Source organism: Nonomuraea sp. NEAU-A123 (assembly GCF_018603905.1).
In the GTDB taxonomy this organism is placed as follows: domain Bacteria; phylum Actinomycetota; class Actinomycetes; order Streptosporangiales; family Streptosporangiaceae; genus Nonomuraea.
In genome coordinates, this window is record NZ_JAHFZZ010000002.1 from 333,119 (window position 1) to 357,738 (window position 24,620).

25 protein-coding genes are annotated in these 24,620 nt (G+C 71.1%); 16 read left to right on the top strand and 9 right to left on the bottom strand.

The features are described 5' to 3' along the window. Nucleotides 1-34: 34 nt before the first annotated feature. From KLK06_RS05680 to KLK06_RS05690, 3 genes are all read left to right on the top strand, one after another. Nucleotides 35-703, top strand: coding sequence for a triacylglycerol lipase (locus KLK06_RS05680; protein WP_214634230.1), 669 nt, complete (start codon nt 35-37; stop codon nt 701-703). 54 nt (nt 704-757) lie between these two features. Continuing rightward, nucleotides 758-1,903, top strand: coding sequence for an adenylyl-sulfate kinase (locus tag KLK06_RS05685; protein ID WP_214634231.1), 1,146 nt, complete (start codon nt 758-760; stop codon nt 1,901-1,903). Between the two features lie 96 nt (nt 1,904-1,999). After that, on the top strand, nt 2,000-2,509 hold the full coding sequence (locus tag KLK06_RS05690; protein WP_308168112.1) for a hypothetical protein: 510 nt from the start codon (nt 2,000-2,002) through the stop codon (nt 2,507-2,509). On the opposite strand, the gene KLK06_RS05695 is transcribed toward KLK06_RS05690, so the two are convergent. Further along, nucleotides 2,490-3,314 (bottom strand): cupin domain-containing protein, encoded by an 825-nt coding sequence (locus tag KLK06_RS05695; protein WP_250904935.1) that lies wholly within the window; start codon nt 3,312-3,314, stop codon nt 2,490-2,492. The two genes, KLK06_RS05690 and KLK06_RS05695, sit on opposite strands and share 20 nt — an antisense overlap. Nucleotides 3,315-3,383: 69 nt before the next feature. On the opposite strand from KLK06_RS05695, the gene KLK06_RS05700 reads away from it, so the two are divergent. From KLK06_RS05700 to KLK06_RS05720, 5 genes are all read left to right on the top strand, one after another. Beyond that, nucleotides 3,384-3,947: a TetR/AcrR family transcriptional regulator gene (locus KLK06_RS05700; protein WP_214634232.1), complete on the top strand. Its 564-nt coding sequence runs from the start codon at nt 3,384-3,386 to the stop codon at nt 3,945-3,947. 142 nt (nt 3,948-4,089) lie between these two features. Beyond that, nucleotides 4,090-4,494 (top strand): pyridoxamine 5'-phosphate oxidase family protein, encoded by a 405-nt coding sequence (locus KLK06_RS05705; protein WP_214634233.1) that lies wholly within the window; start codon nt 4,090-4,092, stop codon nt 4,492-4,494. Nucleotides 4,495-4,567: 73 nt separating this feature from the next. Further along, on the top strand, nt 4,568-5,722 hold the full coding sequence (locus KLK06_RS05710) for a N(5)-(carboxyethyl)ornithine synthase (RefSeq protein ID WP_214634234.1): 1,155 nt from the start codon (nt 4,568-4,570) through the stop codon (nt 5,720-5,722). 93 nt (nt 5,723-5,815) lie between these two features. Continuing rightward, nucleotides 5,816-7,207: a selenium-binding family protein gene (locus tag KLK06_RS05715; protein ID WP_214634235.1), complete on the top strand. Its 1,392-nt coding sequence runs from the start codon at nt 5,816-5,818 to the stop codon at nt 7,205-7,207. Next, on the top strand, nt 7,204-7,803 hold the full coding sequence (locus KLK06_RS05720) for a hypothetical protein (protein WP_214634236.1): 600 nt from the start codon (nt 7,204-7,206) through the stop codon (nt 7,801-7,803). The genes KLK06_RS05715 and KLK06_RS05720 overlap by 4 nt, the downstream gene beginning before the upstream one ends. Here the strand turns inward: KLK06_RS05720 and KLK06_RS05725 are convergent. Further along, nucleotides 7,784-8,383 carry a TetR/AcrR family transcriptional regulator gene (locus tag KLK06_RS05725; RefSeq protein WP_214634237.1) on the bottom strand — a complete coding sequence of 200 codons (600 nt, stop codon included), beginning with the start codon at nt 8,381-8,383 and terminating at the stop codon, nt 7,784-7,786. The genes KLK06_RS05720 and KLK06_RS05725 overlap by 20 nt on opposite strands. A 108-nt stretch (nt 8,384-8,491) precedes the next feature. On the opposite strand from KLK06_RS05725, the gene KLK06_RS62225 reads away from it, so the two are divergent. The 4 genes from KLK06_RS62225 to KLK06_RS05745 all read left to right on the top strand — a co-directional run bounded on the left by KLK06_RS62225 (nt 8,492) and on the right by KLK06_RS05745 (nt 12,838). Continuing rightward, complete coding sequence (locus KLK06_RS62225) at nt 8,492-9,592, top strand: Gfo/Idh/MocA family protein (protein ID WP_214634238.1); 1,101 nt, start codon at nt 8,492-8,494, stop codon at nt 9,590-9,592. 85 nt (nt 9,593-9,677) lie between these two features. Beyond that, nucleotides 9,678-10,373 (top strand): carboxymuconolactone decarboxylase family protein, encoded by a 696-nt coding sequence (locus KLK06_RS05735; protein ID WP_308168113.1) that lies wholly within the window; start codon nt 9,678-9,680, stop codon nt 10,371-10,373. 43 nt (nt 10,374-10,416) lie between these two features. Further along, a complete protein-coding gene (locus KLK06_RS05740) occupies nt 10,417-11,592 on the top strand; it encodes a sensor histidine kinase (RefSeq protein WP_214634240.1) in 1,176 nt (391 codons plus the stop codon). Between the two features lie 37 nt (nt 11,593-11,629). Next, nucleotides 11,630-12,838: a hypothetical protein gene (locus KLK06_RS05745; protein WP_214634241.1), complete on the top strand. Its 1,209-nt coding sequence runs from the start codon at nt 11,630-11,632 to the stop codon at nt 12,836-12,838. Here the strand turns inward: KLK06_RS05745 and KLK06_RS05750 are convergent. Then, nucleotides 12,786-13,505: a gamma-glutamyl-gamma-aminobutyrate hydrolase family protein gene (locus tag KLK06_RS05750; RefSeq protein ID WP_214634242.1), complete on the bottom strand. Its 720-nt coding sequence runs from the start codon at nt 13,503-13,505 to the stop codon at nt 12,786-12,788. The genes KLK06_RS05745 and KLK06_RS05750 overlap by 53 nt on opposite strands. A 70-nt stretch (nt 13,506-13,575) precedes the next feature. Here KLK06_RS05750 and KLK06_RS05755 point away from each other — a divergent pair, with 70 nt between their 5' ends. Continuing rightward, a complete protein-coding gene (locus tag KLK06_RS05755; RefSeq protein ID WP_214634243.1) occupies nt 13,576-14,430 on the top strand; it encodes a LysR family transcriptional regulator in 855 nt (284 codons plus the stop codon). 90 nt (nt 14,431-14,520) lie between these two features. On the opposite strand, the gene KLK06_RS59595 is transcribed toward KLK06_RS05755, so the two are convergent. Continuing rightward, the gene (locus tag KLK06_RS59595) at nt 14,521-14,886 is read right to left on the bottom strand and encodes a Scr1 family TA system antitoxin-like transcriptional regulator (RefSeq protein ID WP_308168114.1); all 366 of its coding nucleotides are present in this window, start codon (nt 14,884-14,886) and stop codon (nt 14,521-14,523) included. A 68-nt stretch (nt 14,887-14,954) separates the two neighbouring features. On the opposite strand from KLK06_RS59595, the gene KLK06_RS05760 reads away from it, so the two are divergent. Then, nucleotides 14,955-15,212, top strand: coding sequence for a hypothetical protein (locus KLK06_RS05760; protein WP_214634244.1), 258 nt, complete (start codon nt 14,955-14,957; stop codon nt 15,210-15,212). Nucleotides 15,213-15,407: 195 nt separating this feature from the next. Then, on the top strand, nt 15,408-15,743 hold the full coding sequence (locus KLK06_RS05765) for a hypothetical protein (RefSeq protein WP_214634245.1): 336 nt from the start codon (nt 15,408-15,410) through the stop codon (nt 15,741-15,743). On the opposite strand, the gene KLK06_RS05770 is transcribed toward KLK06_RS05765, so the two are convergent. The 5 genes from KLK06_RS05770 to KLK06_RS05790 all read right to left on the bottom strand — a co-directional run bounded on the left by KLK06_RS05770 (nt 15,725) and on the right by KLK06_RS05790 (nt 24,105). After that, on the bottom strand, nt 15,725-19,351 hold the full coding sequence (locus KLK06_RS05770) for a BTAD domain-containing putative transcriptional regulator (RefSeq protein WP_214634246.1): 3,627 nt from the start codon (nt 19,349-19,351) through the stop codon (nt 15,725-15,727). The genes KLK06_RS05765 and KLK06_RS05770 overlap by 19 nt on opposite strands. Before the next feature lie 331 nt (nt 19,352-19,682). Next, a complete protein-coding gene (locus KLK06_RS05775) occupies nt 19,683-21,041 on the bottom strand; it encodes a serine hydrolase (RefSeq protein WP_214634247.1) in 1,359 nt (452 codons plus the stop codon). A gap of 18 nt (nt 21,042-21,059) precedes the next feature. Next, nucleotides 21,060-22,607 (bottom strand): hypothetical protein, encoded by a 1,548-nt coding sequence (locus tag KLK06_RS05780; RefSeq protein WP_214634248.1) that lies wholly within the window; start codon nt 22,605-22,607, stop codon nt 21,060-21,062. An 81-nt stretch (nt 22,608-22,688) separates the two neighbouring features. Then, nucleotides 22,689-23,636, bottom strand: coding sequence for a PHB depolymerase family esterase (locus tag KLK06_RS05785; RefSeq protein WP_214634249.1), 948 nt, complete (start codon nt 23,634-23,636; stop codon nt 22,689-22,691). A gap of 109 nt (nt 23,637-23,745) precedes the next feature. Beyond that, nucleotides 23,746-24,105, bottom strand: coding sequence for a hypothetical protein (locus KLK06_RS05790; RefSeq protein WP_214634250.1), 360 nt, complete (start codon nt 24,103-24,105; stop codon nt 23,746-23,748). Between the two features lie 283 nt (nt 24,106-24,388). Here KLK06_RS05790 and KLK06_RS05795 point away from each other — a divergent pair, with 283 nt between their 5' ends. Further along, on the top strand, nt 24,389-24,592 hold the full coding sequence (locus KLK06_RS05795; protein WP_214634251.1) for a hypothetical protein: 204 nt from the start codon (nt 24,389-24,391) through the stop codon (nt 24,590-24,592). Nucleotides 24,593-24,620: the final 28 nt, after the last annotated feature.

The window sequence follows — 24,620 nt, forward strand, 5'->3', positions numbered from 1 at the left end:
TGAACCACCCTCGGACGAAGAGCGAGGTGCGACGATGTCGCCGAGCCCACACCGCATCCGGCCATTACTGATCATCGCTGTGGCCTTGCTGGCCGGGGTCTGCACCGGTTCGCCGGCCCAGGGGGCGCAGCGGGAGCCGGTCGTCCTGGTGCACGGCTGGAACGGATCCCCCACCGAGTTCGCCCAGATGCAGACGGCCTTGGAGCAAGCCGGGTATCCGACGTACGCGATCGACCTGCCCGGCGAGGAGAACGTCGCCAACGCCCAAGCCATCAGCGGCCTCGTGGAGCAGGCGCGGCAAGAACACGACGGCAGCAAGGTCAGCATCGTCGGGCACAGCATGGGCGGGCTGTCCGCGCGCCACTACCTGAAATTCCTCGGCGGCGCCGGCAAGACGCTCAGCTACATCTCGATGGGCACCGGGCAGCTCGGCTACTGGCCCGCGTGCCTGCTGCCGGCCGGGCAAGGCGGGCAGATGTGCCCCACCAACAGCTTCATCACCCAGCTCAACAGCGGCGACCCCACGCCGGATCCGGTCACGTACACGTTGCTGGCGAGCTCGCTGGACGACACGCGTAACGACGTCATCGCCGGTGTGTGGTGCAGGGCCGAATTCGCCGGTGTGGCGCATGCCGACGAGCCGTCGTCACAGGTGTTCATCGACGCCGTCCTCAGCGCCCTTGACGGGCGATGCCCGGCCTGAACGCAGGAGAAATGCGATCGCCGATCGCAGGTGCGGCCTACTACTGTCGCGCGGATGAGAAGCGATCCTCTGCCGTTGCTGTGGCTGTGCGGGCCGTCAGGTGTCGGGAAATCCTCGGTCGGCTGGGAGCTGTTCGCGCGGCTGAGCCAAAGCGGCATCAAGACGGCGTTCCTCGACGCCGACCAGATCAGCCTGTGTTATCCCCTCCCGCAGAGCGGCACCCATCGGATCCGGGCCCAGAGCCTCGCCGCGATCTGGCCCCACTTCCGGGAGGAAGGGGCGCAGTGCATGGTGCTGTCGGGCTTTGTCGACAGCCCCGAGGAGGTTCGTGAGTACACAGACCTCCTCCCGGACGCCGCGTTGACCGTGTGCCGGCTGCGGGTGGACACCGTTGAGCTCAAGGAACGGTTCATGGCCCGAGGGTGGCGTCCGGATCTGGTGGCGGAGGCCGTCGCCGAGGCGGAACTGCTGGACCTCAGCGACTTCGCCGACATCTGCCTGGATACCGACGGGTGCACCGTGTCCGAGGTGGCCCGGATGGTCCGTGAGCGAGCCGGTGGATGGCCGCGCACCGGTCCGGCCGCGATGCCCGGCGGCTCCGTGTCCCGCCCATCGGCGCCACCTGCTTCCGGCCCGGTCCCCGTGCTGTGGCTCTCCGGCGCCGACGCGGTCGGGAAGTCGACTGTCGGGTATGAGGTCTTCACGCAGATCATCCAGACCGGCGTACGGGCTGCTTACGTCGATCTGAAGCAGATCGGCGCGCTGCGGCCCGCCGCGGACGACGACCCGGACGGCCATCGCCTCAAGGCGCGCAACCTCGCGGCCCTGTGGGCCGGATACGGCGCGGCCGGGGCCCGGTGCCTGATCGTCTCCGGGCACGCCGACCGCGATGACACCGTCCGCGGCTACGCCGACCTGCTTTTCGGAACGGCGCTGACGGTGTGCCGCCTGCACGCCGGGCCCGCCACGCTGGCCGAGCGCGTCGCGCGGCGCGGCGGGGGAGGCGGCCCGGCGATTCCGGGGGACGAGATGAAGGGGCTGGACTCCGGCGCCCTGCACCGCGTCGCCGAACGGGCCGCAGGGGAGGCCGCGGCGCTCGAACGCGTCAAGGCGGGTGACCTGTGCGTGGACACCGACGGCCGGTCGGTGCGCGAGGTGGCCGGAGAAGTGCGGGCCCTCCTCGGCGACTGGCCGAACTGAACGACCCCGCGCTATACCGCTTGACACCGCGACACCCTTTGGGATAGTTGTGCTATCCAACATTAGATAGTGCAACTACCCAATAGGGAGTCTGTCGTGGAAACGATCATCGTGTTGATGGTGGCCCTGCTGGGCTTCCGGGCGCTGGGGGCCTTCGGGGTCGGCCGGTTCGCCTCGTGGCCGGTCAGTGCGGCGCACGGGCTGGCCGTCATGCTTTTCATGACGGCCAGCGCGCACTTCGTCCCGGACGGCGTCACGGTCATGCCCAACCATGGGGATCTCGTACGCATGGTGCCGCCCTTCGTGCCCTTCGCCGACGCGATGGTCTACCTGACCGGCGTGCTGGAGCTCATGGGCGCGGTGGGGCTGATCATCACCGGGACGCGCCGACCGGCCGGGATCGCGCTGGCCGCGCTCTTCGTGCTCCTGCTGCCGGCCAACATCTACGCCGCGGTCGCCGACGTGCCGTTCAACGGCGGCGAGGCGTCGCCTCTGTGGCTGCGGGTGCCCGAGCAGGTCCTGTACATCGCCGTCGCGCTCTGGGCGATCCGCCCGGCGCCGCTGCCGGAGCCGGCCTTGGCCGGGGTTACGGCACGCCGTAGGTGATGGCGTACTTGGCGGCGATGGGGTTGAGTTTGACCGGGTCGAGCCGGCCGCCGGTGGTGATGTGCGGCCTGGCCTCGATCAGGTCCTCGATGAAACACTCCCAGCCGCCCGGCGAGGAGATCTGGATGACCCGCGGGGGAGGGGTGGACCCGCAGCGCAGCGCGTGCGGGACCCCGTGAGGCAGCAGCACGAACTGCCCCTTACCCACCTTGTCCGTCCGGTCGTCGTACTCGACGACGAGCTCCCCGTCGAATACGTAGATGCCTTCGTCCGCCTCGTGGTGGATGTGGCGGGGAATGTCCTGAGCCACCACCATCTCGAGAAGCGACAGCCTGCCGTCGGTGTCGGTGGCGCGGGCCTTGGTGGCGAACGCGGGCGGGACCTTGATGCGCCCCGGGCGCACGTCGCCGCGCTGGAGGAGATAGAAGCGGCCTTTGTCGCCGTTCTCCGCCGCCTGCCCAGGCTCGGCCACGCCCTGGACGCCCGGCGTAGACAGGTGCAGCGTGTGGACCGGAGCCTCCGACAAGGTGCGCATGGCGTAGGTGACGCCGCGCGGCAGCAGCGCGCACATGCCCGCGGTCAGGCGATGCGTCCGGCCGTCGAAGTCGATGCCCAACTCCCCGTCCAGGACGAAGACCAGCTCGTCGGCGTCGTGGACCTGCGGCGGGAGGTCATGGTGGCCCCGATTCTCGATGAGGGAGAACCGGCCCTCGGTGTCGGCGGCCCCGGCCTTGAGCGTCGTCGGCGGCGGCATGGGGAGGCGTGACTCTCCGGCGTTCAGGAGGATGAAGCGATCCTTGGACATGAGGTAGCCTTTCCATAGACGGATTCGGAATCCGATTCCGCTTAGAGTCTAGACAGGGGACCGCGAGGGATGTCAAAACCCACCACCCGCAAGCCCCGTACCGACGCCGAACGCAACCGCGGCCGCGTGCTGGAGGTGGCCTGCGAGCTGTTCGCCGAGCGGGGGGATGAGGTGCAGATGGCGGAGGTGGCCAAGGCGGCCGGGGTCGGCGTGGGCACCGTCTACCGACATTTCCCGACACGTCAGGCGTTGATCGAGGCGGTGACGGAGCAGCGGTTCGCCGAGATCCTGGCGTACGCCCGGACCGCATGCCTGCCCAACCCCGACACCCGGCAGGCCCTGACCTGCTTCCTGACCCGCATCGGCGAGGTGCACGACGAGGGCCGCGGGGTCTCCAGCGCGATCGAGGCGGCCCTGGGCTCGACCGAGCCGCGCGGCGAGGTAGGCACCGACCTCCTCGCCCTCGGCGAGACCCTGCTCGACCGGGGCCGGGCCGACGGCACCCTCCGCGCCGACGTCAAGGTCGCGGACCTCTACATGATCGCCGGAGCGGTGGCCGCGATCAGCCGCGACGCCATCGGCGACTGGCGGCGCTTCATCGACATCGCCCTCGACGGTCTACGCCCACGATGACCCATCGCCACCCGCCCGCTTCGAGTCCACAGCAAGCGCACTGACGCCGGCGGCAGACAGCGGCAACTGAGGGCGGATCGGCAGCCGTCGTGGGACTTTCGTCCCTAACCCCGCAGGTAGGGGCGGCGGCAGGCTGAAAGGTATGAAACTCGACTCAGCCGGCCTGCAGGTGCTCTCCCACGAGGAGTGCATGCGCCTGCTGCCCTCATGCCCGATCGGGCGGATCGTCTTCACCGATCGCGCCCTGCCGGCTGTGCAGCCGGTCAACTTCTGCCTGGACGGCGACGACATCGTCATCCGCACGACGGCCGGTTCGAAGCTGGCCGCCGCCACTCGCCGTGCGGTCGTCGCCTTCGAGGTCGACGACTTCCACCCGGTGGAGCGGACCGGCTGGTCGGTTACCGTCGTAGGGCTGGCTCACGTCGCCGACGAGCCCGCGGAGATCGCCCGGTTGGAAAGACTGCCGCTGACGCCGTGGGCGCGCAGCCGCGACCAGTTCATCGTCATCACCACGGTGGAGGCCACCGGCCGGCGCCTCCAGCAGTGAGCACCAGGCATGATGCCGGGGCATTTCACCGAAGTGCACCTGCTAGACATAGGGTCAACCCAAGGGAGCCCGTATGGATCAGCTCAGTCTCGGCGTCGTGTCGCATTCACGCAAGGAGAACGAGCACCGGCTGGCAATCCACCCGCTGCACTTTGAGCGGATCGAAGCCGATCTTCAGCACCTCATCTACCTCGAACGCGGCTACGGCGAGCGTTTCGGCATCTCTGATGAGCAATTGGCGCCGCACGTCGCCGGGTTGCTGTCACGGGAGGAACTGGTGGCGCGCTGCGATGTCATCCTGCTCCCCAAACCCCTGGCCCAGGACCTCAAGGAGTTGCGCGACGGACAGATCCTGTGGGGCTGGCCGCACTGCGTACAGGATGAGGAGGTGACCCAGCTCGCGATCGAGCGGCGGCTCACCCTGATCGCCTTCGAGGCGATGAACCACTGGAACAGTGACGGCACCTTCAACCTGCACGTCCTGCACAAGAACAACGAGATGGCCGGCTACTGCTCGGTTCTGCACGCCCTGGCGCTCACCGGGACGACCGGCGACTACGGGCGGCGGCTGCGGGCGGTCGTCATCAGCTTCGGCGCGACCGGCCGGGGCGCGGTGACGGCCCTGAACGCGCACGGCGTGAACGACATCGATCTGCTCACCTTCCGCGACGTCACCGCGGTCGCCTCGCCCATCCACTCGGCGCGCATCGTGCGCTTCGAGCACGAGGCCGACGACCCCAACCGCAGTTACGCGCTCACCGACAGCGGCCGGATACCGCTCGCCTCGTTCATCGCCGACCATGACATCGTCGTCAACTGCGTGCTGCAGAACACCGACAATCCGCTGATGTTCGTCACCGAGGACGATCTTGGCGCCTTCGCGCCGGGCACGCTCATCGTGGACGTGTCGTGCGATGAGGGGATGGGCTTCAGCTGGGCGCGGCCCACGTCGTTCACGCAGCCGATGTTCGAGGTGGGGAACAAGGTCCATTACTACGCCGTCGACCACAGCCCGTCCTACCTGTGGGACTCGGCCACCTGGGAGATCAGCGAGTCCCTGCTGCCGCATCTGCGCACGGTGCTCACCGGCCCCAAGGCCTGGGACGAGGGCGACACCATCCGGCGGGCCATCGAGATCCGTGACGGCGTCATCCAGAACCCCGCCATCCTCTCCTTCCAGCACCGCTCACCGCACTACCCGCATCCGCACGTAGCCCCCTCTGCGTAGCGGAGCACGTCGCGGTATCCGATTGCGCGATCATTTCGAAAACGTGGCCCATACCCGGTTGACCGTGTAGGGAATTGGTGGATACGTGGGAGCATGAGCCTCTGGACTCCGGACCCCACGTTCTATCCTTCGCCCAGGGACGCGGCAGGCGCACCCGCCGAGAAACTGGCCTACGTCGCCGCCTTCGACAGGTCGGCGACCAGGCCGGACGCGCTGGCCGTCCTCGACACCGATGCCACCTCGCCGACCTACGGCGAGGTGGTGGGCTGGACCGACCTGCCCAACACCGGCGACGAGCTGCACCACTTCGGATGGAACGCCTGCAGCAGCGCGCTGTGCCCCTACGCCCCGCATCCGCACGTCGAACGCCGCTACCTCATCGTGCCGGGGCTGCGGTCCTCGCGGATCCACATCTTCGACACCAAGGACCGGATCAGCCCCGAACTGGTCAAGGTCATCGAGGCCGAGGACCTGGCCAAGCGGGCCGGCTACTCGCGGCCCCACACCGTGCACTGCGGGCCGGAAGGGCTCTACCTGTCCGCGCTCGGCGGCGCCGACGGCAACGAGGGGCCCGGCGGGATCGCGATCCTCGACCACACCTCCTTCGAGGTGCTCGGGCGCTGGGAGGTCGACCGGGGGCCGCAGTATCTCGCCTACGACTTCTGGTGGCACCTCAACCATGACGTGCTGATCAGCTCCGAGTGGGGCACACCGTCGATGATCGAGGACGGGGTGGTGGGGGAACTGCTGCTCGGCCGCGCGTACGGGCACAAGCTGCACTTCTGGGACCTGCGCAAGCGCAGGCACGTCCAGGAGATCGACCTCGGCGACGAACACCAGATGACCCTGGAGCTCCGCCCGGCGCACGACCCCACCCATGCCTACGGGTTCGCGGGGGTCGTCACCAGCGTCGCGGACCTGTCGGCCTCCGTCTGGCTCTGGTTCCGCGAGGACGGCCGCTGGAAGGCGGACAAGGTGATCTCCATTCCCGCCGAGCCCGCCGACGCCGCCTTGCTGCCGCCCGTGCTACAGCCCTTCGGCGCGGTGCCGCCGCTGGTCACCGACATCGACCTGTCGGTCGACGATCAGCGGCTGTACGTCTCGTGCTGGGGCACCGGCGAGATCAAGCAGTACGACGTGTCGGACCCGGCCAAGCCCGTGGAGCTGGGCTCGCTCAAGATCGGCGGCATCGTCCGGCAGGCGCCCCACCCGGCCCAGCCGTCGCTGCCCCTGCGGGGCGGCCCCCAGATGGTGGAGGTCAGCCGCGACGGCCGCCGCGTCTACGTCACCAACTCCCTGTACGGCGCCTGGGACGACCAGTTCTACCCCGAGGGCGTCGGCGCCTGGATGGCCAAGATCGACGCCGACTCCTTCACCTTCGACACCCGTTTCTTCCCCCATGGTGAGGCCTTTCGCGGTCTGCGCCCCCACCAGGTGCGGCTTCAGGGCGGCGATGCCTCCTCCGATTCCTACTGCTACCCGTGACGATCGCCACCGTGCTCCTGCTGGGCGCCTTCCACGGCCTGAACCCGGCCATGGGCTGGCTGTTCGCCGTGGCCCGCGGCCTGCAGGAGCGCAGCAGGGACCTGTTGCTGCAGTCGCTGCCGGTCATCGCGCTCGGCCACCTGGCCTCGGTCGCCCTGGTCGCGCTCGTCGTCGGCGCCACCGGCTCGCTGGTCACCGGCAGGGTGCTGTCGATCGGCGGCGGGGTGGTGCTGGTCGGGTTCGGCCTGTGGCGGCTGCTGTCCACCCGGCACTTCCGCTGGGTGGGGATGCGGCTGTCGCTGTGGCAACTGGCCTGCTGGTCGTTCCTGATGTCCTCGGCCCACGGCGCGGGGCTGATGCTGCTGCCGGTCTTCACCAGCCTGCACGCTCCCGGCCACCCGGGCCACGCCCTCACGGGCGGCCTGGCGGTGGCCGCTCTGCACACACTGGCGATGTTCGTGGTGGCGGGCGTCATCGCCCTGGTCGTGTACGAGGTGGTGGGCCTGACGGTGCTGCGGCGCGCCTGGTTCAACCTGGATCGCATGTGGGCGATCGCCCTGGTGAGCGCGGGCGTCATCACCCTGGTCCAGGCGTGAAGGCCATCCGCAGTGCCGTACCGGCGAGCTGGAGCAACTCCTGCCTGCTCGAACCCCCGGCGGCCGCGACCGCGATGCCGTCGGTGAGGGCGGTGACCAGCCGCGCCAGGTCGGCGGGGTCGCAGTCGCCCGGCAGGTCGCCCTCATCGCGCGCCCGTTCCAGGCGCGTGCGCAGGGCCGCCTCGCCGGCCTTCCGGCGGGCCGCCACCTCCTGCCGCACCGGCTCGGCCTCCGGCCCGCAGGCCTGTACGCAGCCGACGCTGAGGCATCCGCGAGGCGTGCCGGGGCCGGCGGTCAGCTCGACCGCTCCATACAGCAGCCCTTCGACGACGTCCCTGGCCCGCGGCGCCTCCAGGGCGCGGGAGGTGAAGCCCCCCGGGCCCTGCATGTAGCGGTCCAGCACCTTGTGGAAGAGCTCCTCCTTGTTGCCGAAGGCGGCATAAAGGCTGGGCCGGTTGACGCCCATGGCCGCGGTGAGATCGGAGATCGCCGTGCCCTCGTAGCCCTGACTCCAGAAGACCTCGAGCGCGCTGTCCAGCGCGGCGTCGGGGTCGAACGCGCGCGGGCGTCCTCCTGGCATGCGCACCTCCTCCACGTTTCTTACCAATCGGTACGTTACTCGTTGACGGGCACCCCGGCTCCCCCCTAGTTTCTTACCGATCGGTATGTAACTTGTTGAGGAGTCATCGTGATCCGTATCGGCCTCATCGGCGCCAGCCCCGACCGCGGCTGGGCGACGGCCGCTCACCTGCCCGCGCTTGCCGCCCTGGAGGAGTACGAGGTGACCGCCGTGGCGACCACCCGGCTGGACAGCGCCCGCCGCAGCGCCGCCGCGTTCGGCATCCCGCACGCCTTCGCCGACGCCGGCGAGCTGGCCGCCCATCCGGACGTCGACCTGGTGGCCGTGGTGGTCAAGGCCCCCGGCCACGCCAAGGCGATCGAGGCGGCGCTCGCGGCGGGCAAGCATGTCGTCTCGGAGTGGCCGCTGGGGGTGAACCTGGCCGAGGCCGTCCACCTGGCCGAGGCGGCCGGCGCCGCCGGGGTCGCCAACGCGGTCGTCCTGCAGGGCTTCCACTCTCCCTCGGCCGCCTTCGTCAAGGACCTGATCGCCGAGGGGCGGATCGGCTCCCTGGAGTCGATCACCATCGTTGCCGCGGGCGACTGCCTCGGCGGGGCCCGCATCCCGCAAGATCTCGCCTGGAGCACCGACCCGGCCGCGGGGATGAACCTGCTGACCGTCATGGCCGGCCACGTCCTGGCCATGGTCGAGCACCTGGCCGGGGCGGTGAGCGAGCTGTCGGCCTCGCTCGCCCACCGCCATCGCGAGGTCAAGGTGATCGAGACCGGCCGGATGGTGCCCAGCGGGGTGCCCAGCCACGTGGCCGTCCACGGGCGGCTGGAGGGCGGCGCCGTGGCCGTGGTGAGCGTGCACGGAGGCAGCGCGCCGGGACCCGACGGCTTCCACATCAAGATCACCGGAACCGAGGGCACGCTCGCCATCGCCCCCACCCGGCCGGGACTGTACCCGCACTGGGCCGACTGGAGCGTGACCCACGCCGCCGCCGACGGCACCCGCACCGAGTTCGTCGTCGCGAACGACTCGCCCCTGCCGGCCGGACCGGCCGCCAACATCGCCGCCTTCTACCGGGAACTGGCCCGGGCGCTGGCCGACGGCCGACCGGCGCACCCGTCCTTCGATACGGCCGTGCGCCAGCACCGCGTGCTGGCCGCCATCGAGAACTCCTCGCGGACCGGCGCCACCTCCGTCGTCGCCGACGCAGGCGCCTGACCCGTTGGCACGCCCAACGATTCTTGCTATGGTTGGCCCGGCCAACGTTGGCCAGACCAACCATTATTCGACAGGGAGCCCGACCGTGAACCTTCCCTACGACACCCAGATCAAGACGCTGGACCCGATCTTCGCGGAGATGACCGCCGCCACCGACCAGAAAGCCTGGGCCGGAAACCCGGAGCTGACCACCCGGGAGAAGGTCCTGCTCAGCGTGGTCGCCGACGTCTGCCAGCAGACCCTCGGGCTGCCTTTCGAAGCGCACGTGACGATGGGCCTGCAACACGGCGTCGACGCCGACGATCTCCGGGAGCTGCTGCGCTTCATCGCCTACGACAGCGGCTACCCGGCGGCGCTGGCGGCCCTGGCCCGCCTGACCGACATCGAACGCGAGCAAGGTCTTGCCGGCCCCACGGGGCAGGGTCATCCGGTGAACGGGGACGGCGCGGGAAGCCCGATCCCCGCGCCGACCCGGCGGGCCGTGCACAACCTCGACGCCGGCTTCGCCGACTACATGGACCTGCAGTCGCGCATGCGCTCCGGCATGCGGCGGCTGAGCGTCCGCGAGCGGGCGTTCGCCACGATGACCGTCGACGTCCTGTACCAGACGCTGGAGGAGAGTTTCCGCGTCCATGTGACGCGTGCCATCAGCACTGGTGCCACCCCTGAGGAGGTCCGCGCGGTCGTGCGGTTCTCGGCCCAGTTCGGCATGACGAAGGCGTGGAGCGGTCTGCGGGCGCTCAACGCCCTGTTCACCGAGACCGGCACCGTCTTCGCCTGAGCTCCCCGGCATGTCGCCGGGCGAAGCGAATCTGCTCCACCTGGTGATCGCACGTGCCGAGGCGCCGCCGGTCTGCTCGTGGCGGCCGGCGGGCGCGGATAACGTGGGCGTGATGCTCCGATCCCACCTGCCGGACCCCGGCGGCACACCGTACGAGGCGCCCGGCATCAAGGCGTTCCTGCCCTTCGTCCTGCTGGCCACGGGCGCGATCTGGGAGACCGTCGACGGTTCGCTGCGGCCCGCCTGGCTGTCGTGGACGGGCCTGGCCGTCATGTCCGCCCTGTACGCACTGACGGTGATCATGGCTTTCCGGCGCCGGACCGTGCCCGCCCGGGTCACGCTGGCGGCGCTGGCCGTGGTCGTCTTCGCCCTGGCGATCGTGCTGGGCGAGGGCTGGTACTACCTGTTCCCGCTGCTGGGCATCGCGTGCGGCATCACCCTGCACCGCCGAGCGGTGCGCATCGCCACGGCGGCGGTGCCCTTGGGCGCGGCGCTGGTGGTGTGGGCCGGTGGCGGCACCCTGGAGTCGATCCTGGCGTTCTTGTGGGGGACGTTCAGCGCGGGCCTGGTCGTGGCCGTCATCCTGCACCTGCACGCGATCATCGGCGAGCTGAACGAGACCCGGCAGCGGCTGGCCGAGGCGGCCGTCGCGCAGGAGCGGCTGCGCTTCTCCCGCGACCTGCACGACCTGCTCGGGCACACCCTGTCGGTCATCGTCGTCAAGGCCGAGGCGGTACGCCGGCTGACCCGCCGCGACCCCGGCCAGGCCGAACGCCAGGCCGCCGACATCGAGGCCGTCGGCCGGCAGGCGCTGACCGAGGTACGCGAGGCGGTCACCGGCTACCGGGCGGGCAGCCTGGCCGACGAGCTCGCCCGCGCTCGCGACGCCCTGGCGGCGGCCGGGGTGCGGGTACGCCTGCACCGCACCGGGCCGCCGCCGGCCGCCCAGGCCGAGGCGCTGCTGGGCTGGGTGGTACGCGAGGGCGTCACCAACATCATCAGGCACAGCGGCGCCACCGAGGCGGAGATCGGCCTGACGGGCCTGACCCTGACGATCCGCGACAACGGCACCAACGGCCCGCAGCCCGCCGACACCGCTACCGGCAGCGGGCTGCGTGGCCTGGCCGAACGGCTCGGCCAGGCGGGCGGCAGCATCGAGGCGGGCCCCCACCCGCAGGGCGGCTTCCACCTCACCGCCACCCTCCCGCCCGGCCAGTAGGCGGGAACCTCCGGCCGCCCGCCGGTGTACCGAAGACGTGACCCCCATCACCAGACGCCAAGCTTTGTCGCTCGGCGCAGCGGCCGCCGTATCGGCCTGCGCCACCACCGCCCAGCCGCCCCGCAAGGCGGCGCCCCCCGCCCCGCGCGGCTGGCTGCTCGCCGAGACCGCCGCCGGGCTGTCCCTGGTCGAGCTGTCCACCGGCGCGGTGACGGCCACCTACCCCGGGGCCGTGCCCGGCGCCCGCTGGCTGCGCCTGTACCAGCTCGACCACGGCCACCTGCGCACCTACGACGCCACCACCGGCCACCTCCTCGAGCAGACCGACGCTCCCGGCGAACGGATCAAGGCCGTCTCCGGCCGGGTCGTCGCCCTCGGCCCCGAACCCGGCCCGCGCAGCCGCACCACGATCACCCTGACCGGAGCCGACGGCACCCGCACGCTCCAGCTCGACGGCAACATCGAACCGGAGGCGTTCTCCGGCGACGGCCAGGTCATGTACGTCCTGGACCACCTGCCGCCCGAACACCCCGACCGCTACCGCGTCCGCATGTACGACCTGGCCGTCGGCCGGATGACGCCGCTGCTGACCCGCGCCAAGCAGCCCGTGCCGCTGTCGAAGGAGGAGGAGATGCGCGGCAAGGGTCGCCAGGCCGTCCACGACCCGGACCTGGCCACCCTCTACACGCTCTACACCCACCAGGACGAGCACCTGCACACCCGCGACCTGATCGCCGGCCACGACCTGAGCCCCGGCGTGCACGCCTTCGTGCACGTGCTCAGCCTGGACCAGCGCTGGGCCTACTGCCTGGACCTGCCCGAGCCGTTCGGTCTCGGCCCGCCCCTGTCGCACGCGATGGCGCTGGACTCCCAGGCCAGGCGGCTGTACGTCTTCGACGCCTCCACCGGCCGGGCCGTGGTCGCCTCCACCGACGACCTGCGGATCAAGCGCGGCAGCCTGCTGGGCGAGCGGCCCGGCGGCGAGGCGTACGCGGTGGCCGCGAACGGCCGCGCCTACCTGGCGGCGGGCAAGCGGCTGCTGTCGGCCGACGGCGAGACACTGGCCGGCGCCGGCGCCTGGGACCTGCCGGGCCAGGCGCGCGGGCTGGCCTGGCTGAACGGCGAACTGCTGGCCGGCGCGGGCGAGCAGGTGCTGCGGCTGGAGCCGCGCACCGGCGCGCGGCTGGGCGCCATCACCCTGCCCGGCCTGCGGGAACTGCGGCACGCCGAGCCGTCCTACGGCTGACCGCGGCGGCGAAGGCGGAGATGACCGGGTGCGGGCGGCTACCGTCGCCGGACAGCTCCGGCTGGAACAACGTGGCCAGGTAGAACGGGTGTCCGGGCAGCTCGGCCACCCGCACCATGCCGTCGTCGGCGTGCCCGGAGAAGACCAGACCGTGCTCGACGAGCTTGTGCTCGTAGGCGTCGTTGAGGCCGTAAGAGCAGCTGTAGGCCTCCATCGTGGTGGACGAGCCAATGATCTGCTCGATCAGCGTGCCGGGCGCCAGCCGTACCAGCCCCTCGTGGCCGGCCAGCGAGCACTCCAGCGGCAGCAGCAGGAAATCGCGCGCTCCCGGATCGTTCTCGGCGTGCGCCACGTCGAGCCCGCACACGCCGCGCGCGTACTCCAGCAGCAGATGCTGAAAGCCGCCGCAGGTGCCCAGGACGGGGATGCCGTGCTCCCGCGCGGTCCGCGCGGCGCTGATCACGCCCTCCTCGCTGAGGTACGGGCTGCCGGGCACGATCCAGATGCCGTCGAAGCGTGCGAGGGCCTCGTCGTGGGCGTCGGTGGAGGGGATCCAGTACGGGTCGAGCGCGATGCCGTCACGCTCGCGCAGCGCCTGGATGATCAGCGGGATGCGGGCGTGCGCGCGCACGCTGGGCGAGCGGTCTCCGACCAGGGCGATTCTCATGCCTCCATGGTGCGGCGCACCCCTCCTTAAGCGCCAACGATGATGTCTGTACGTGCTATAAGAAACACTGATGGACCCTCATCTGCTGCGTACCTTCGTCACCGTCGCCGAGACGGGCTCGTTCTCGGCGGCGGCCGAACACCTCGGCTACACCCAGTCGGCCATCTCCCAGCAGGTCGCCACGCTGGAGGCCGACCTGGGCCTGCCGCTGCTGCACCGCCGCCCGGTCACGCCCACCGAGGCGGGCCTGCGCCTGCTGGAGCACGCCGGGCCGCTGCTGCTGCGCATCCGCGCCGCGCGGGCCGACGTGCTGCGCACCGCCGCACTCCCCGCCCACCGCCTGACCCTGGCCGCCACACCCCTGGCGCTCAACTCGGTCCTGGCCGTACGACTGGCGGCGGCGCGAGCGGCGCAGCCGCGGCTACGAGTGACGGTACGCACCTGCGGCAGGGACGAGGTGGCCAGGCTGGTGGCCGACGGCACGGCCGAGGCGGGCCTGGCCGACGGGATCACCGCACCGAACGACCCGCTGCGCCTGCCCGAGGTCGGCCCGCTGACCACGGTCGGCGTGGCCGAGGAGGGCCTGGTCGTGGCGCTGCCCGGCGACCACCCTCTGGCCGGCCGGGCGGGGCTGCGGCTGGCCGACCTGGTCGACGCGCACTGGCTGCAGACGACCCTGTGCCCGCTGGAGCGGCTGCGCGACCTGCTCGGCGACGGCTTCCGGCCCGCGCTCGACTACACCGGCGACGACGTGCACACCGTGCTCAACCTGGTCGCCGCCGGCCACGGCCTGACACTGCTGCCCGCCTCCGCCGCCTGCGGCGTGCCGCTGGTGGCGCCCCGGCTGGTACACCGCGTCGAACTGCTGCACGGCAGCCTCCCACCCGGCCCCGCCGCCGACCTGGCAGCGCGCCTGTCACCATGACAGCGATCTGTGCGCAACCTGCGCTCTTGAGTGGCTCCGGGAGATCATTCCGGAGCGGAGTCCCCCGCAGGAGGCTTGATCGAACATCGCTCAAAGCTGAGAGTCACATAAGAGTGCCCAGCCACCAACAAGGCGACCGGGCATTCTTTTGATATGGCTATCCCAACATGGAAACGGCCTAGTCAGAGTCCTTATGGCAAGTCGAACTCTTTCTTGCTCACGCCATCGAGGAACGCTTCCCACTCCGACGGCGAAGGGCAGTACTTGCAGCGTCACGTTCCGCAGGTCCGCCACATCAAGCAACCGCTGAAGCTGAGCGTGCATCACCTCGGAGCCGCCAACAACGCGGCGAATCACTGCTTCGTTCATGACCATGGACACGTTCGGGGCACCCTCGCTCGTTAGGAGCTTCGCGTGCACGTCTTGTTCTCCCGGGCAGGGAAACAAGGCGTGCACGGAGGGTAGTGGATCTATGACTGTGGGTAGTTGACTCTCGGATCGTTCAACTTCCCCTGGAGGCGTACATGCGTCCCACCCGCCGATCCCTAGCCCTGGCCCTGAGCACCGCCGCCGCAGGCGCCCTGCTCGTCCTCACCCCCACAGCCGCCTACGCCGACGGGTACCAGCCCACCAGCTGGACACACCAATACTGGGCGACCTGCCAGGCATGGGGTCAGTCCCACATGCTCAGCGGCCAGTACATCGACTACCAGTGCAGACTGGACTCGGGCACCCCAGGATGGGACGCCGTATACCGCTTGTGGCTCTGGCCGAGATACTAATTACGCAAGTGATCCAGCGCCGCTCTTCGAGCCATTCGCCAACAGTGTCTCCTCGGGCGAAGGTCCAGCGGGGCAGTCAAACCGGGTGATCAAGTGTGTGCCGTGAAGAGCGCAGCCAGACGCTCGGCTGGGGTTTCCCAGTCGAGCGTCTTTCTCGGTTTGGAGTTCAGTTCAGCAGCGGCTTGAGGGGACCGGATGCTGCCCGCGATCATGGTGCAGACGGTGATGTTCGGCGGGATGGCCACCGGCGTCAACCTCAACACCGACATCAAGAAGGGCGACCGGTTCCGAAGCCTGCCGATCGCCCGCTCGGCGCCGCTGATCGGATCGGTGCTGGGCGATCTGATCCGCTATGTGGTGGCGATCGTGGTGTTGATGGGGGCGGGGGCCGCGCTGGGCTTCAGGGTCCGGACCGGGCTGGTGCCCACGCCGGCCGCCTGCCTGTTGACGATATGGACGGTCGTGTCGGGACTGGTGCTTCTGGCGATCTTCGCGCCGCTGGCCGTCGCCGCCTATCGGCGCCGCGCCTGAGACGTTGGCGCGGCCGGGGCGCGAACCAGTTTCAGCGCGGCGGCCCGGTCCAGGCCCCGGCCCGCCGCGTAGGCGGCGTCGTAGGCGTCGCCGAGCTCGGCGCGCAGCCACGCGGACAGGCGGGCCACATCGGGGTTGAACGCGTCGGGCGCGCCGCGCAACTGCTCGGCCGCGCCCAGCGTCCGGGCCGCGGCCGCCGGTTCGCCGCCCAGCGCCCGCGACTCCGCCACCGCCACACCCACCCGGGCCAGCACCGGCATGTCCCTGGCCGACACGCTCAGCTCGGCGGCCTGGCCGATGTGCCGCTCGGCCGCCGCCTGATCACCCACCGCCAGCGCCAGATGCGCCCTGCCGATCGACACCAGCGCCCGGAACTGCGGCACGATCGAGGGCGACTGCTCCATCGTCGCCGCCGACAGCTCGTACTCGCGCTCGGCCGTGTCAAGATCGCCTTCCAGCCGAGCCAGATCGCCGAGCCCGGCGTGGGCGAAGGCGGCGTTGCGCGCCGACTGTTCGCGGTGCGGCTGCTCGGTCATGGCGCGCAACTCGGCGCGCGCCTGCTCCACCTCGCCGCTGCGGATGCGGATCGTGGCCTGCCACACCTGGTGACCGGGGTCGAGGTCGGGGTTGAGCTGCAGCATCAACGCCGTGGCCTCCTGGATCGAGGCGAGCGCGTCATCGAAGTCGCCGAACATCGCGTGCGCCTCGGCCAGCGACATCAGCGTCATCGCCAGCCCCCACCGCTCACCCACCGCCCGCAGCTCGGCGGCGGAGGCGATCAGGTCCTGGCGCGAGCCGCCCATGTCACCGTCGTTCTCCTTGATGGCGGCCCGGACCATCAGGAGCATCCCGCGAGCCCACTGGTCGGGATGGTACAGCCGCCGCTCGACCTCCCTCAGCCCCAGCGCCTTGTCGTCGGTGAACAGCGCCAGCGCCGGCCCGAGCATCGCCAGCACCGGATGGGCCGGCTCCCGCTCCGCCAGCGCGGCGATGCGGCGCAGCTCCTGCACATCCGCCTCCACCATGGTGTCATCACCGCCCAGCGCGCCGTTGATGAGCAACGTCGCCGAGGCGATCAGCCGGGCCTGCCACGGCGCCGGCCCCGGCACGTCCAGCGCCAGGTTCATCCAGCCCACCGATTCCTGCCGGTTGCCGCGGATCGTCCAGAACACGCCCATCGCCGCCGCCAGCCGCACCGCGGTGTCGGCGTCGCCCCGGTCGACGGCGAAGTGCAGCGCGGCCAGCAGATTGTCATGCTCGGCCAGCAGCCGCGCGATCCAGGTGAGCTGCTCCCGCCCGCGCAGGTACGGCTCGGCCAGCTCGGCCAGCCGCAGGAAATAGGCCGCGTGCCCGGCACGGGCCGGACCGATCTGCCCGGTCTCGGCCAGGCGTTCCAGGCCGTACTCCCTGATCGTCTCCAGCATGCGGAAACGGCAACCGCCGGCCGCCTGCAGCAGCGACTTGTCCAGCAAGGCCGCGACCAGATCAAGGGTCCCGCCCAGATGCTCGACGGCGGCCAGATCGAACCCGCCCGCGAACACCGCCAGCCGCTCGGCCAGCCGCCGCTCCGGCTCCTCCAGCAGATCCCAGCTCCACGCCACGACCGCACGCAGCGTCTGGTGCCGGGGCAGCGCCGTACGACTGCCTCCGGTCAGCAACAGGAACCTGTCATCCAGCCGTACGACCAACTCCTCCAAACTCAACGCACGCAACCGCGCCGCGGCCAGCTCGATGGCCAGCGGCAACCCGTCAAGCCGACGGCAGACCTCCCGCACCAACCCCTGATCCAGCACCAACCCCGGACAGGCCGCCGCGACCCGATCGGCGAACAACTCCACGGCCGGCTCGACCGGCAACGGCGGGACCGGGCTGACGATCTCACCCACGATGCCCAGGGGCTCACGGCTGGTGGCCAACACCCGCAACCGCGGGCACCGGCCGAGCAGCTCTTCGGCCAGACGTGCGGCGGCGTCGACGAGGTGCTCACAGTTGTCGAGCACCAGCAGCACCCGGCCCGCCGACAGGGCCTCGACGACACGGTCGAGGGTGTCGGTCGGCGCGGCGGGGCCGGCCGGCATCGGCGCACGCCCAAGCGCGGCCAACGCCGCCTGCGGCACGTCGGCCGGATCACTGACGGGTGCCAACTCCACCAACCACACCGCACCCGGCCCCTCGTACGCCGGCTGTCCGCCTGAGCTGGCAGGTCCGCTGTTGTACGCCGGCCGCGCATACCCTTCGCCGTGGGCCGGGCCCGCATGTCTCTCTTCGTACGCCCGGTGGCCGGTCTCGTTCAGGAGGGCGGTGGCGATCGTGGTGGCGAGCCTGGTCTTGCCGGCGCCGCCCGGGCCGACGAGCGTCACCAGGCGGCTCTGTCCTAGGTGGGCGCGTACCTGGGCGATCTCGGCAGCGCGGCCGACGAAGCTGGTGAGCGGGGCACGCAGGTTGGTACGCGGACGGCGGACGGGGTCGGCTCGTAACAGCTTCAGGTGGATCTCACGCAGCTCCGGACCTGGGTCGGCACCCAGCTCGTCGGCCAGACCCCGCCGGAAGTCCTCGTACGCGACCAGCGCCTCGGCCCGGCGTCCGGCGACGTACAGCGCCTTGAGACGGGTGGCGTGCAGCCGCTCACGCAGAGGATGACGCGCCGCCAGCTCACCGAGCTCCGCCAACAGCCCACCCAACTCGCCATCCGCCCACCCGCCTCCGTCCGCCCACCCGCCTCCGTCCGCCCACCCGCCTTTGGCCACGCCCCCGGCTCCGGCCGCGCCCCCGGCTCCGGCCGCGCCTTCTGCTGTGCCTCCATGTCCTGCCGTCGTGCCATCTTCTGTCGCGCTCTCGCCACCTCTGGCGGCCGCGGCACCTCCCAAGCTCGCGGGGGTCGCGCCGAGTGTAGGGCCGCTTGGGCGTGTCGTGCCGTCCGTCGAGGCGCCGGTCCGTACGGTCGGTGTGCCTCGAGCGGTGTGGTCCCGGCCGGTCCGGCCATAGGTTGTGCTGCCGCTGGTAGCGCGGTCCCGCGTGCTGCCGTCGTGGGTGGTATAGGCGGTGCGGCGGTCATGGTCGGTCCCGTCCTGGTCAGGGCGCTCCCGGGTTGCGTGGGCCGGGTGTGTGGGGCCTGGGCCTTCCTTCGTGAAGCGGGTCAGGTCGGCTTCCGCGCGGTCCTCGATGGCCGTCAGCCGGGCCTCCTCGAGGCGTACCGCGTATCCGGTCGCGAAGGGGGCCGTCGCGATCTCGCCCAGTGCTGGGCCGCGCCACAGGGCCAGCGCCTCGCTCAGCAGTCTGGCCGTGGCCGCTGGGTCGCTTTCGCGTCGTGCCTGCGCCGTCAGCCGGTCGAACTCCTGTACGTCCGTGACGGCGTCGAGCTGGTAGCCGCCGGGTACCAGGGCCAGCGCCGACGGGTCGGGCAGGGCTCGCCGCAGTCGGGAGACCAGCGACTGCAGCGCGTTGGCCGGGTCGGCGGGCCGCTCGTCCGGCCACAACGCCTCGGCCAGTTCCTCGACGGTGACGATGCGCCCGGCCGACAGCGCCAGTCGTACCAGCAGCAAACGCAGCCGGGCGCCGCTGATGGCGGCGGACTCGACCTCCAGCGGCCCCAGGATTGCCACACGCACACGACCATGCTGCCACCTCGACGCCCTTCCCTCGCCGACACGACTGCCGCACAGGCACCCGCCCGCACAGGCACCCGCCCGCACAGGCACCCGCCCGCACAGGCACCCGCCCGCACAGGCACCCGCCCGCATAGGCGCCGTCCCAAGCGGGCGAGCCGTCCGGGCGGGGCCAGGGAGAGCGCGCCCTCCGAGAGCGAGCCCAAACGCACGAGCCCAACCAAAAACCAGCCCAACCAGACAAGCCCAAACGCACGGGCTCAAAACGGACGGGCTCAAACGGACAAGCTCGTGCGCTCAGGCGAGGTCGGCTGAGCGCGAGCGCGGAATGCCGTCAGGCGTGCCAGTCCGTCACGCCGCCCGGGACGGGCGCCTCCGGGTCGTACGGGTCGCGGGTGAAGATGAACGTGTTGAGGTCGAGGTGATCGGCCGCCACCCGCAGCGTCTCGCCGGCGTAGTAGCCATCGAGCCCCAGCCAGCTGCCGTCGTCCTGCGGCGCGAACCGGGACGCCCGGCCCGCGCCGCCCACCGGCGTCAGTGCCAGGCCGCCGTCGGGCAGCAGCCGCAGCGAGTACGGCTTGGGCCCCCAGTGCCACAGCCCGGTCAGCGCCAGCAGGGCGGGATCGGCGGGGGAGGGGCGCCACTGCTGGGGCAGGCGGGGCTCGTGTTCGTCGAGGATGTCCAGCAGGTCGGTGGTCAGGGTGTAGGTGAGGCCGCTGGTGGTGTTGGCCATGAACAGCACCCCCACCTGGTCGGCCGGGTCGGCCCAGACGGTGGCCAGGAAGCCGGGCATGGACCCGGTGTGACCGGCCAGACGGCGTCCGGCGTGCCGGGTCAGTTGCAGGCCGAGCCCGTACCCGGAGGTCCAGGCGTCGCCGTCGTCGACGGTGGCGGGCTCGCGCATCTCGGCGAGGGTGGCGGGGGACAGGACGCCGCCGGTGTCGCCGGCCACGAACGCCGCCCAGCGGGCCAGGTCGGTGGTCGTGGACCACAGCTGCCCGGCGGGCGCCATGGCGGCGGCGTCGTGTTCGGGCTCGGGCAGCAGCACCTCGGCCCACGGGTGGACGGCGTACCCGGTGGCGTGCGGGGCGCGCGGCCGCTCGGTGGTGGCCGACATGCCGAGCGGATCGAGAACCTCTTGCTGTACGGCCCGCAACCAGGGCACGCCGCGCAGCCGGGTGATCAGCTCGCCGAGCAGGGCGTAGCCGAGGTTGGAGTAGTGGAAGCGGCGGCCGGGCCGGTGTTTGGCGTGCTCCGGCCCGAGCAGGGCGAGCAGTTCGTCCGGCGGCAGGCCGGCCGTGCGTTCCCACCAGCCGGTGGGCGGCTCGGCGGTCAGCCCGCCGGTGTGGGACAGCAGCTGGGCGATGGTCACCTCGCCGAAGGGGGTGTCCGGCAGGTGTTTGGCCAGGGGGTCGAGCAGGTCGAGGCGGCCTTCGTCGCGCAGCCGCATGACGACGGTGGCGACCAGGCTCTTGGTGATCGAGCCGAGCCGGTACTGGGTGTCCTCAGTGGGCGCCCCACCGTCACCAGCGCCGCCTTCACCGGCGGAGCCGTGGAAGCCACGAGCGCCGAACCAGGCCAGCCTCCCCTCCCGTACGATCGCGGCCGTCAGCGACGGCACCCTGCACTCGGCCTGTTCGACGGCCAGCCTGCGCAGCAGCGCCCGCCCCGTCGTCTCGCCCACCTGATTCATGGACGCCAAGCCTAGCCGTCAGATCGGCACCAGTTCCGGCCCGATCAGCTCGCCCTGGTGCGGCTGCGGGTGGGCCTGGTCGTGGTAGTAGTGGCCGGCGTACCAGACGACGACGTTGGCGCCGTCGATGCTCTCGCTGTTGAGGAAACGTCCGAGGGCGGCCCGGTCACGCGGGCCGGGGTTGCCGTCTTCCAGTTCGGCCGGGTGGTGGCGCAGGAACCACAGGTCGGACACCCCGTAGGCGTCGGCGCTGTCGTCGAAGGGGCCGGGGTGGATCTGGTAGCCGCGGCCGGAGGACTTGTCGCGTACCTGCCAGTAGCGGCCGGGGGCGCGGCGGCGGGTGGTCTCGCGGATGATGGGCACCGGGTCGGGGATGATCGGCCCCTGGTCGATCTGCTCGATGACGTCGTTGGCGGCGCCTTCGATGTCGAAGTCGAAGCGCCAGTAGGCGTGGTGGCGGTGCACCATGCAGGTCATCGGGTTGGCCGTGGCGGCGAAGCCGAAGCGGGGCCGGATGGTGCCGTCGTCGCCGAGCCGCCAGTCGCTGGCGTAGCGGTACCAGCCGGCCTGGATCTCGCTGACGATGCGCAGTTCGTCGCCGTCGTGGTGGAAGGCGACGCCCTGGAAGCCGCCGGAGTCGCTGTCGGGCCGTTCGAGGATGGTACGCGGCGGACTGTCGCACAGCCGCCAGCCCCAGCCGACCGGGTCAGTGCCGCCGGCCGAGAAGCGGGTCTCGGAGGAGGCGTCGTCGCGGAAGGTGGTGCCCTGCTCGTACTCGACGTTCAGGATGGGTACGTGCGCCTGGCGCAGTACCAGCCGGCCCCGGTAGCGGACCTCGCGCAGCTCCACGCCCGATCCGACGCCGGGGTTCTGCGGGGCGGAGGCGCGCGGCCGTACGACCAGCAGGTTCCACAGCTCGCTGGTGCCGCGCAGGAGGCGTACCCGCACCTGGTCGGGGCCGCCGCGGTCGGCCAGGGGGTCGATGCCTTCGGGGACGGTGTGCTCGCAGTCGTGGTGCATGCGCACGTCGATGCTCGCCGGAGCCCAGTCGACGGCCTGGGCGGCGGTGTCGACCGCGACGATGCGGTGGCGTACCCCGGTGGGCTCGTGCGGGGTGTAGATGCCGAGGGTGGGACGGCGCACGGTGGTGCCGTCGGGGTTTTCCAGATCGGCCAGCGGCGGCATGGGCCGGTAGACGATCACGTCGCCGCCGGCCGGGAAGTGGGGGTCGGCGCGCAGGATGGCGGCTGCCTCGATCAGTTCGTCGTGGCTGGGCGGCGGCCGGTGGGCGCTGGGCCGGATCTCGGCGCGTTCGGGCCGGTCGAGGGTGCCGCGCAGTTCGATGGCGCGGTTGCCGGCCGGGTCGAAGACGGTGGCGCGGAAGGGGGCGTTCTCGCCCGGGTCGTGGCCGAGCGCGGCGGCGGGGCCGATGGTCAGCCGGTCGGGATCGGCGACCTCCAGTGCGGACAGCACGCCGGGGTGGCGGGCCACGGCTTGGCGCAGTTGCTCGGCGCTCAGCCCGGCGCGGGGGACGGCCTCGATGATGACGCGTACGTCGTCGCTCATGCATGGGTCATACAGGGTGGCAGGCGCGGCCGGAAGACCCAGAAGCCCAGCGGGACGGGCGCGGCCGGACGGTCCAGCGGCTCAGCGGGACGGCGTGCGGTCGAAGGCGTCCAGGATGACGTCGGTGGCGTCGAGGTCGCGGGCGGTGGCGCCCAGCCGCGGCACGCGCAGGGGTCCCGGCCAGGTGTGGCCGCCGCCCTTGACCGTGTACAGGCCCACCGACACGCCGTCGCGGCAGGATTTCCAGCCGCGCAGCCGTACCTGGGAGGACAGGGCGGAGGTGGTGCGGCCGGTGCAGCCCAGGACGCGCGCCCAGGCGTCGACGACCTGCTCGACGGGCTTGAGGACGACCATGCCGGCCAGGACGCGCAGCCGGCCGGAGGAGTTCTGCAGGGGGTGGCCGCCCTGGTAGGGGACGATGTCGTCGGCGGTGCCGTGGAAGGCGATGATCGTGGTCGGCGCGGCTTCGGCGCAGGGCTGGACGATGTTGATCCCGGCCACGGGCGCGATCCCGGCCAGGCGGCCGTTCATGGCGCAGATCAGGCCGGTGGACATGCCGGCGCCATAAGACATGCCGGCGGCGAACTCACGCCCGCGCTCGGCGCACAGTCCTTGTTCGAGGTGGTCGAGCAGCGCGGTGAGGAAGCCGGTGTCGTCGGGGCCGTAGGTGTGCGGCAGCGTCCAGCCGAGCCGGCCCTCGGCTGCCTGCGGGGTGGCCACGATGTAGCCGCGCCGGGACCCGGCCTCGGGCAGGCGGCTGTAGGCGGCCTGCTGGGCGGCGCTGGAGCCGAGGCCGTGCAGGTTGAGCAGGACCGGATGCGGTCCGTGGCCCTGGGGCACCGACAGCAGGTAGCGGCGCTTGAGGCCGCCGAACGTCAAGGTGTGCCTGCCCGGTCCGAGCCGGGCGCTCTTCTTGGAGCAGCCGCCGGCGGAGGACGGCGACGACGGCGAGGAGACGGGAGCCGAGGAGAGGGGGGCGGCGGTGCAGCCGGCCAGCAGCAGCACCAGCATGATCACGCGTTTGAGCATCGCGCCTCCCGGGTCGGCGGCAGAAAGTCCCCCTCGTAGTGTCCCTGCTCCTTTCCTTCGTGCGGACGGCCCCGGTCGGCGAGCGACCGGGGCCGGAGACTGCGGAAGGTCAGTCGGCGCAGATGGCGAAGACGCTGATGCCGACGTCGTTGTAGCCGATCTGGCGGCCGAGGGCGATCCAGCCGCGGCCGTCATCGGTGGGGAACGAGCCGACGAGGATGGCGCCGTTGCCGCGGGCTTCGGCGCCGCCGCCCAGGACCTTCTTGGCGCCGGGGCAGTAGAGGGTCCGGCGCTGGAAGTTGGGCACGTTCGCGTTGGGCAGCGTGACGAGCTGGTAGCCGGGCGGCAGCGCGTGGGCCGCGGCCGCGGGCGCGGGAGCGGAGGTGGCGTTGGCCGCGGTGACGGCGGTGGCCGTCGTTAGGCACGCGCCGGTGAGGAGGACGGCCAGGGCGAGGGACTTCTTGTGCATCGCTCTCCTTACGTTGTTCCCCGGCTCACCGCCGTCCGCGGGCGTGAAACCACTCGCGGGGTGGAAGTGATCGGGGAGACAGAGGGCTTACACGAAGAGTATCCATACCACTACGCTGAGTGTCGATGGGGAATCATGTTCGAGATGTGGACGTCTCGAGAGCGGCAACGCACCCAAGCCGCGATCTGACCATGATCATCTAAAAAGGAACATAATTCAGGTTATGTTTCCTTCTCGTGTTAGGCTCGAAAGTGATCACCACCCTGGCGAAAGAAGATCACCCATGAGTGAGACACACTTCCCGCTGACCCTGCGCGTCACGGTCAGCGGAGCGACACCAGACGAGATCAGAGAGAAGGCCAGAACGCAGGCGCTGAGCTTCTTCGGTCCCAACTCCGAGCTGGACGTCCTCAGCGCCGAAGCCGAGGCCGACGGAGAGCACCACAACCGCTACTGCGCCACCGTCGTCTTCCGCCGGGTGGCCTGATGACCTCGCACACCGTGGCAGCCGGTGG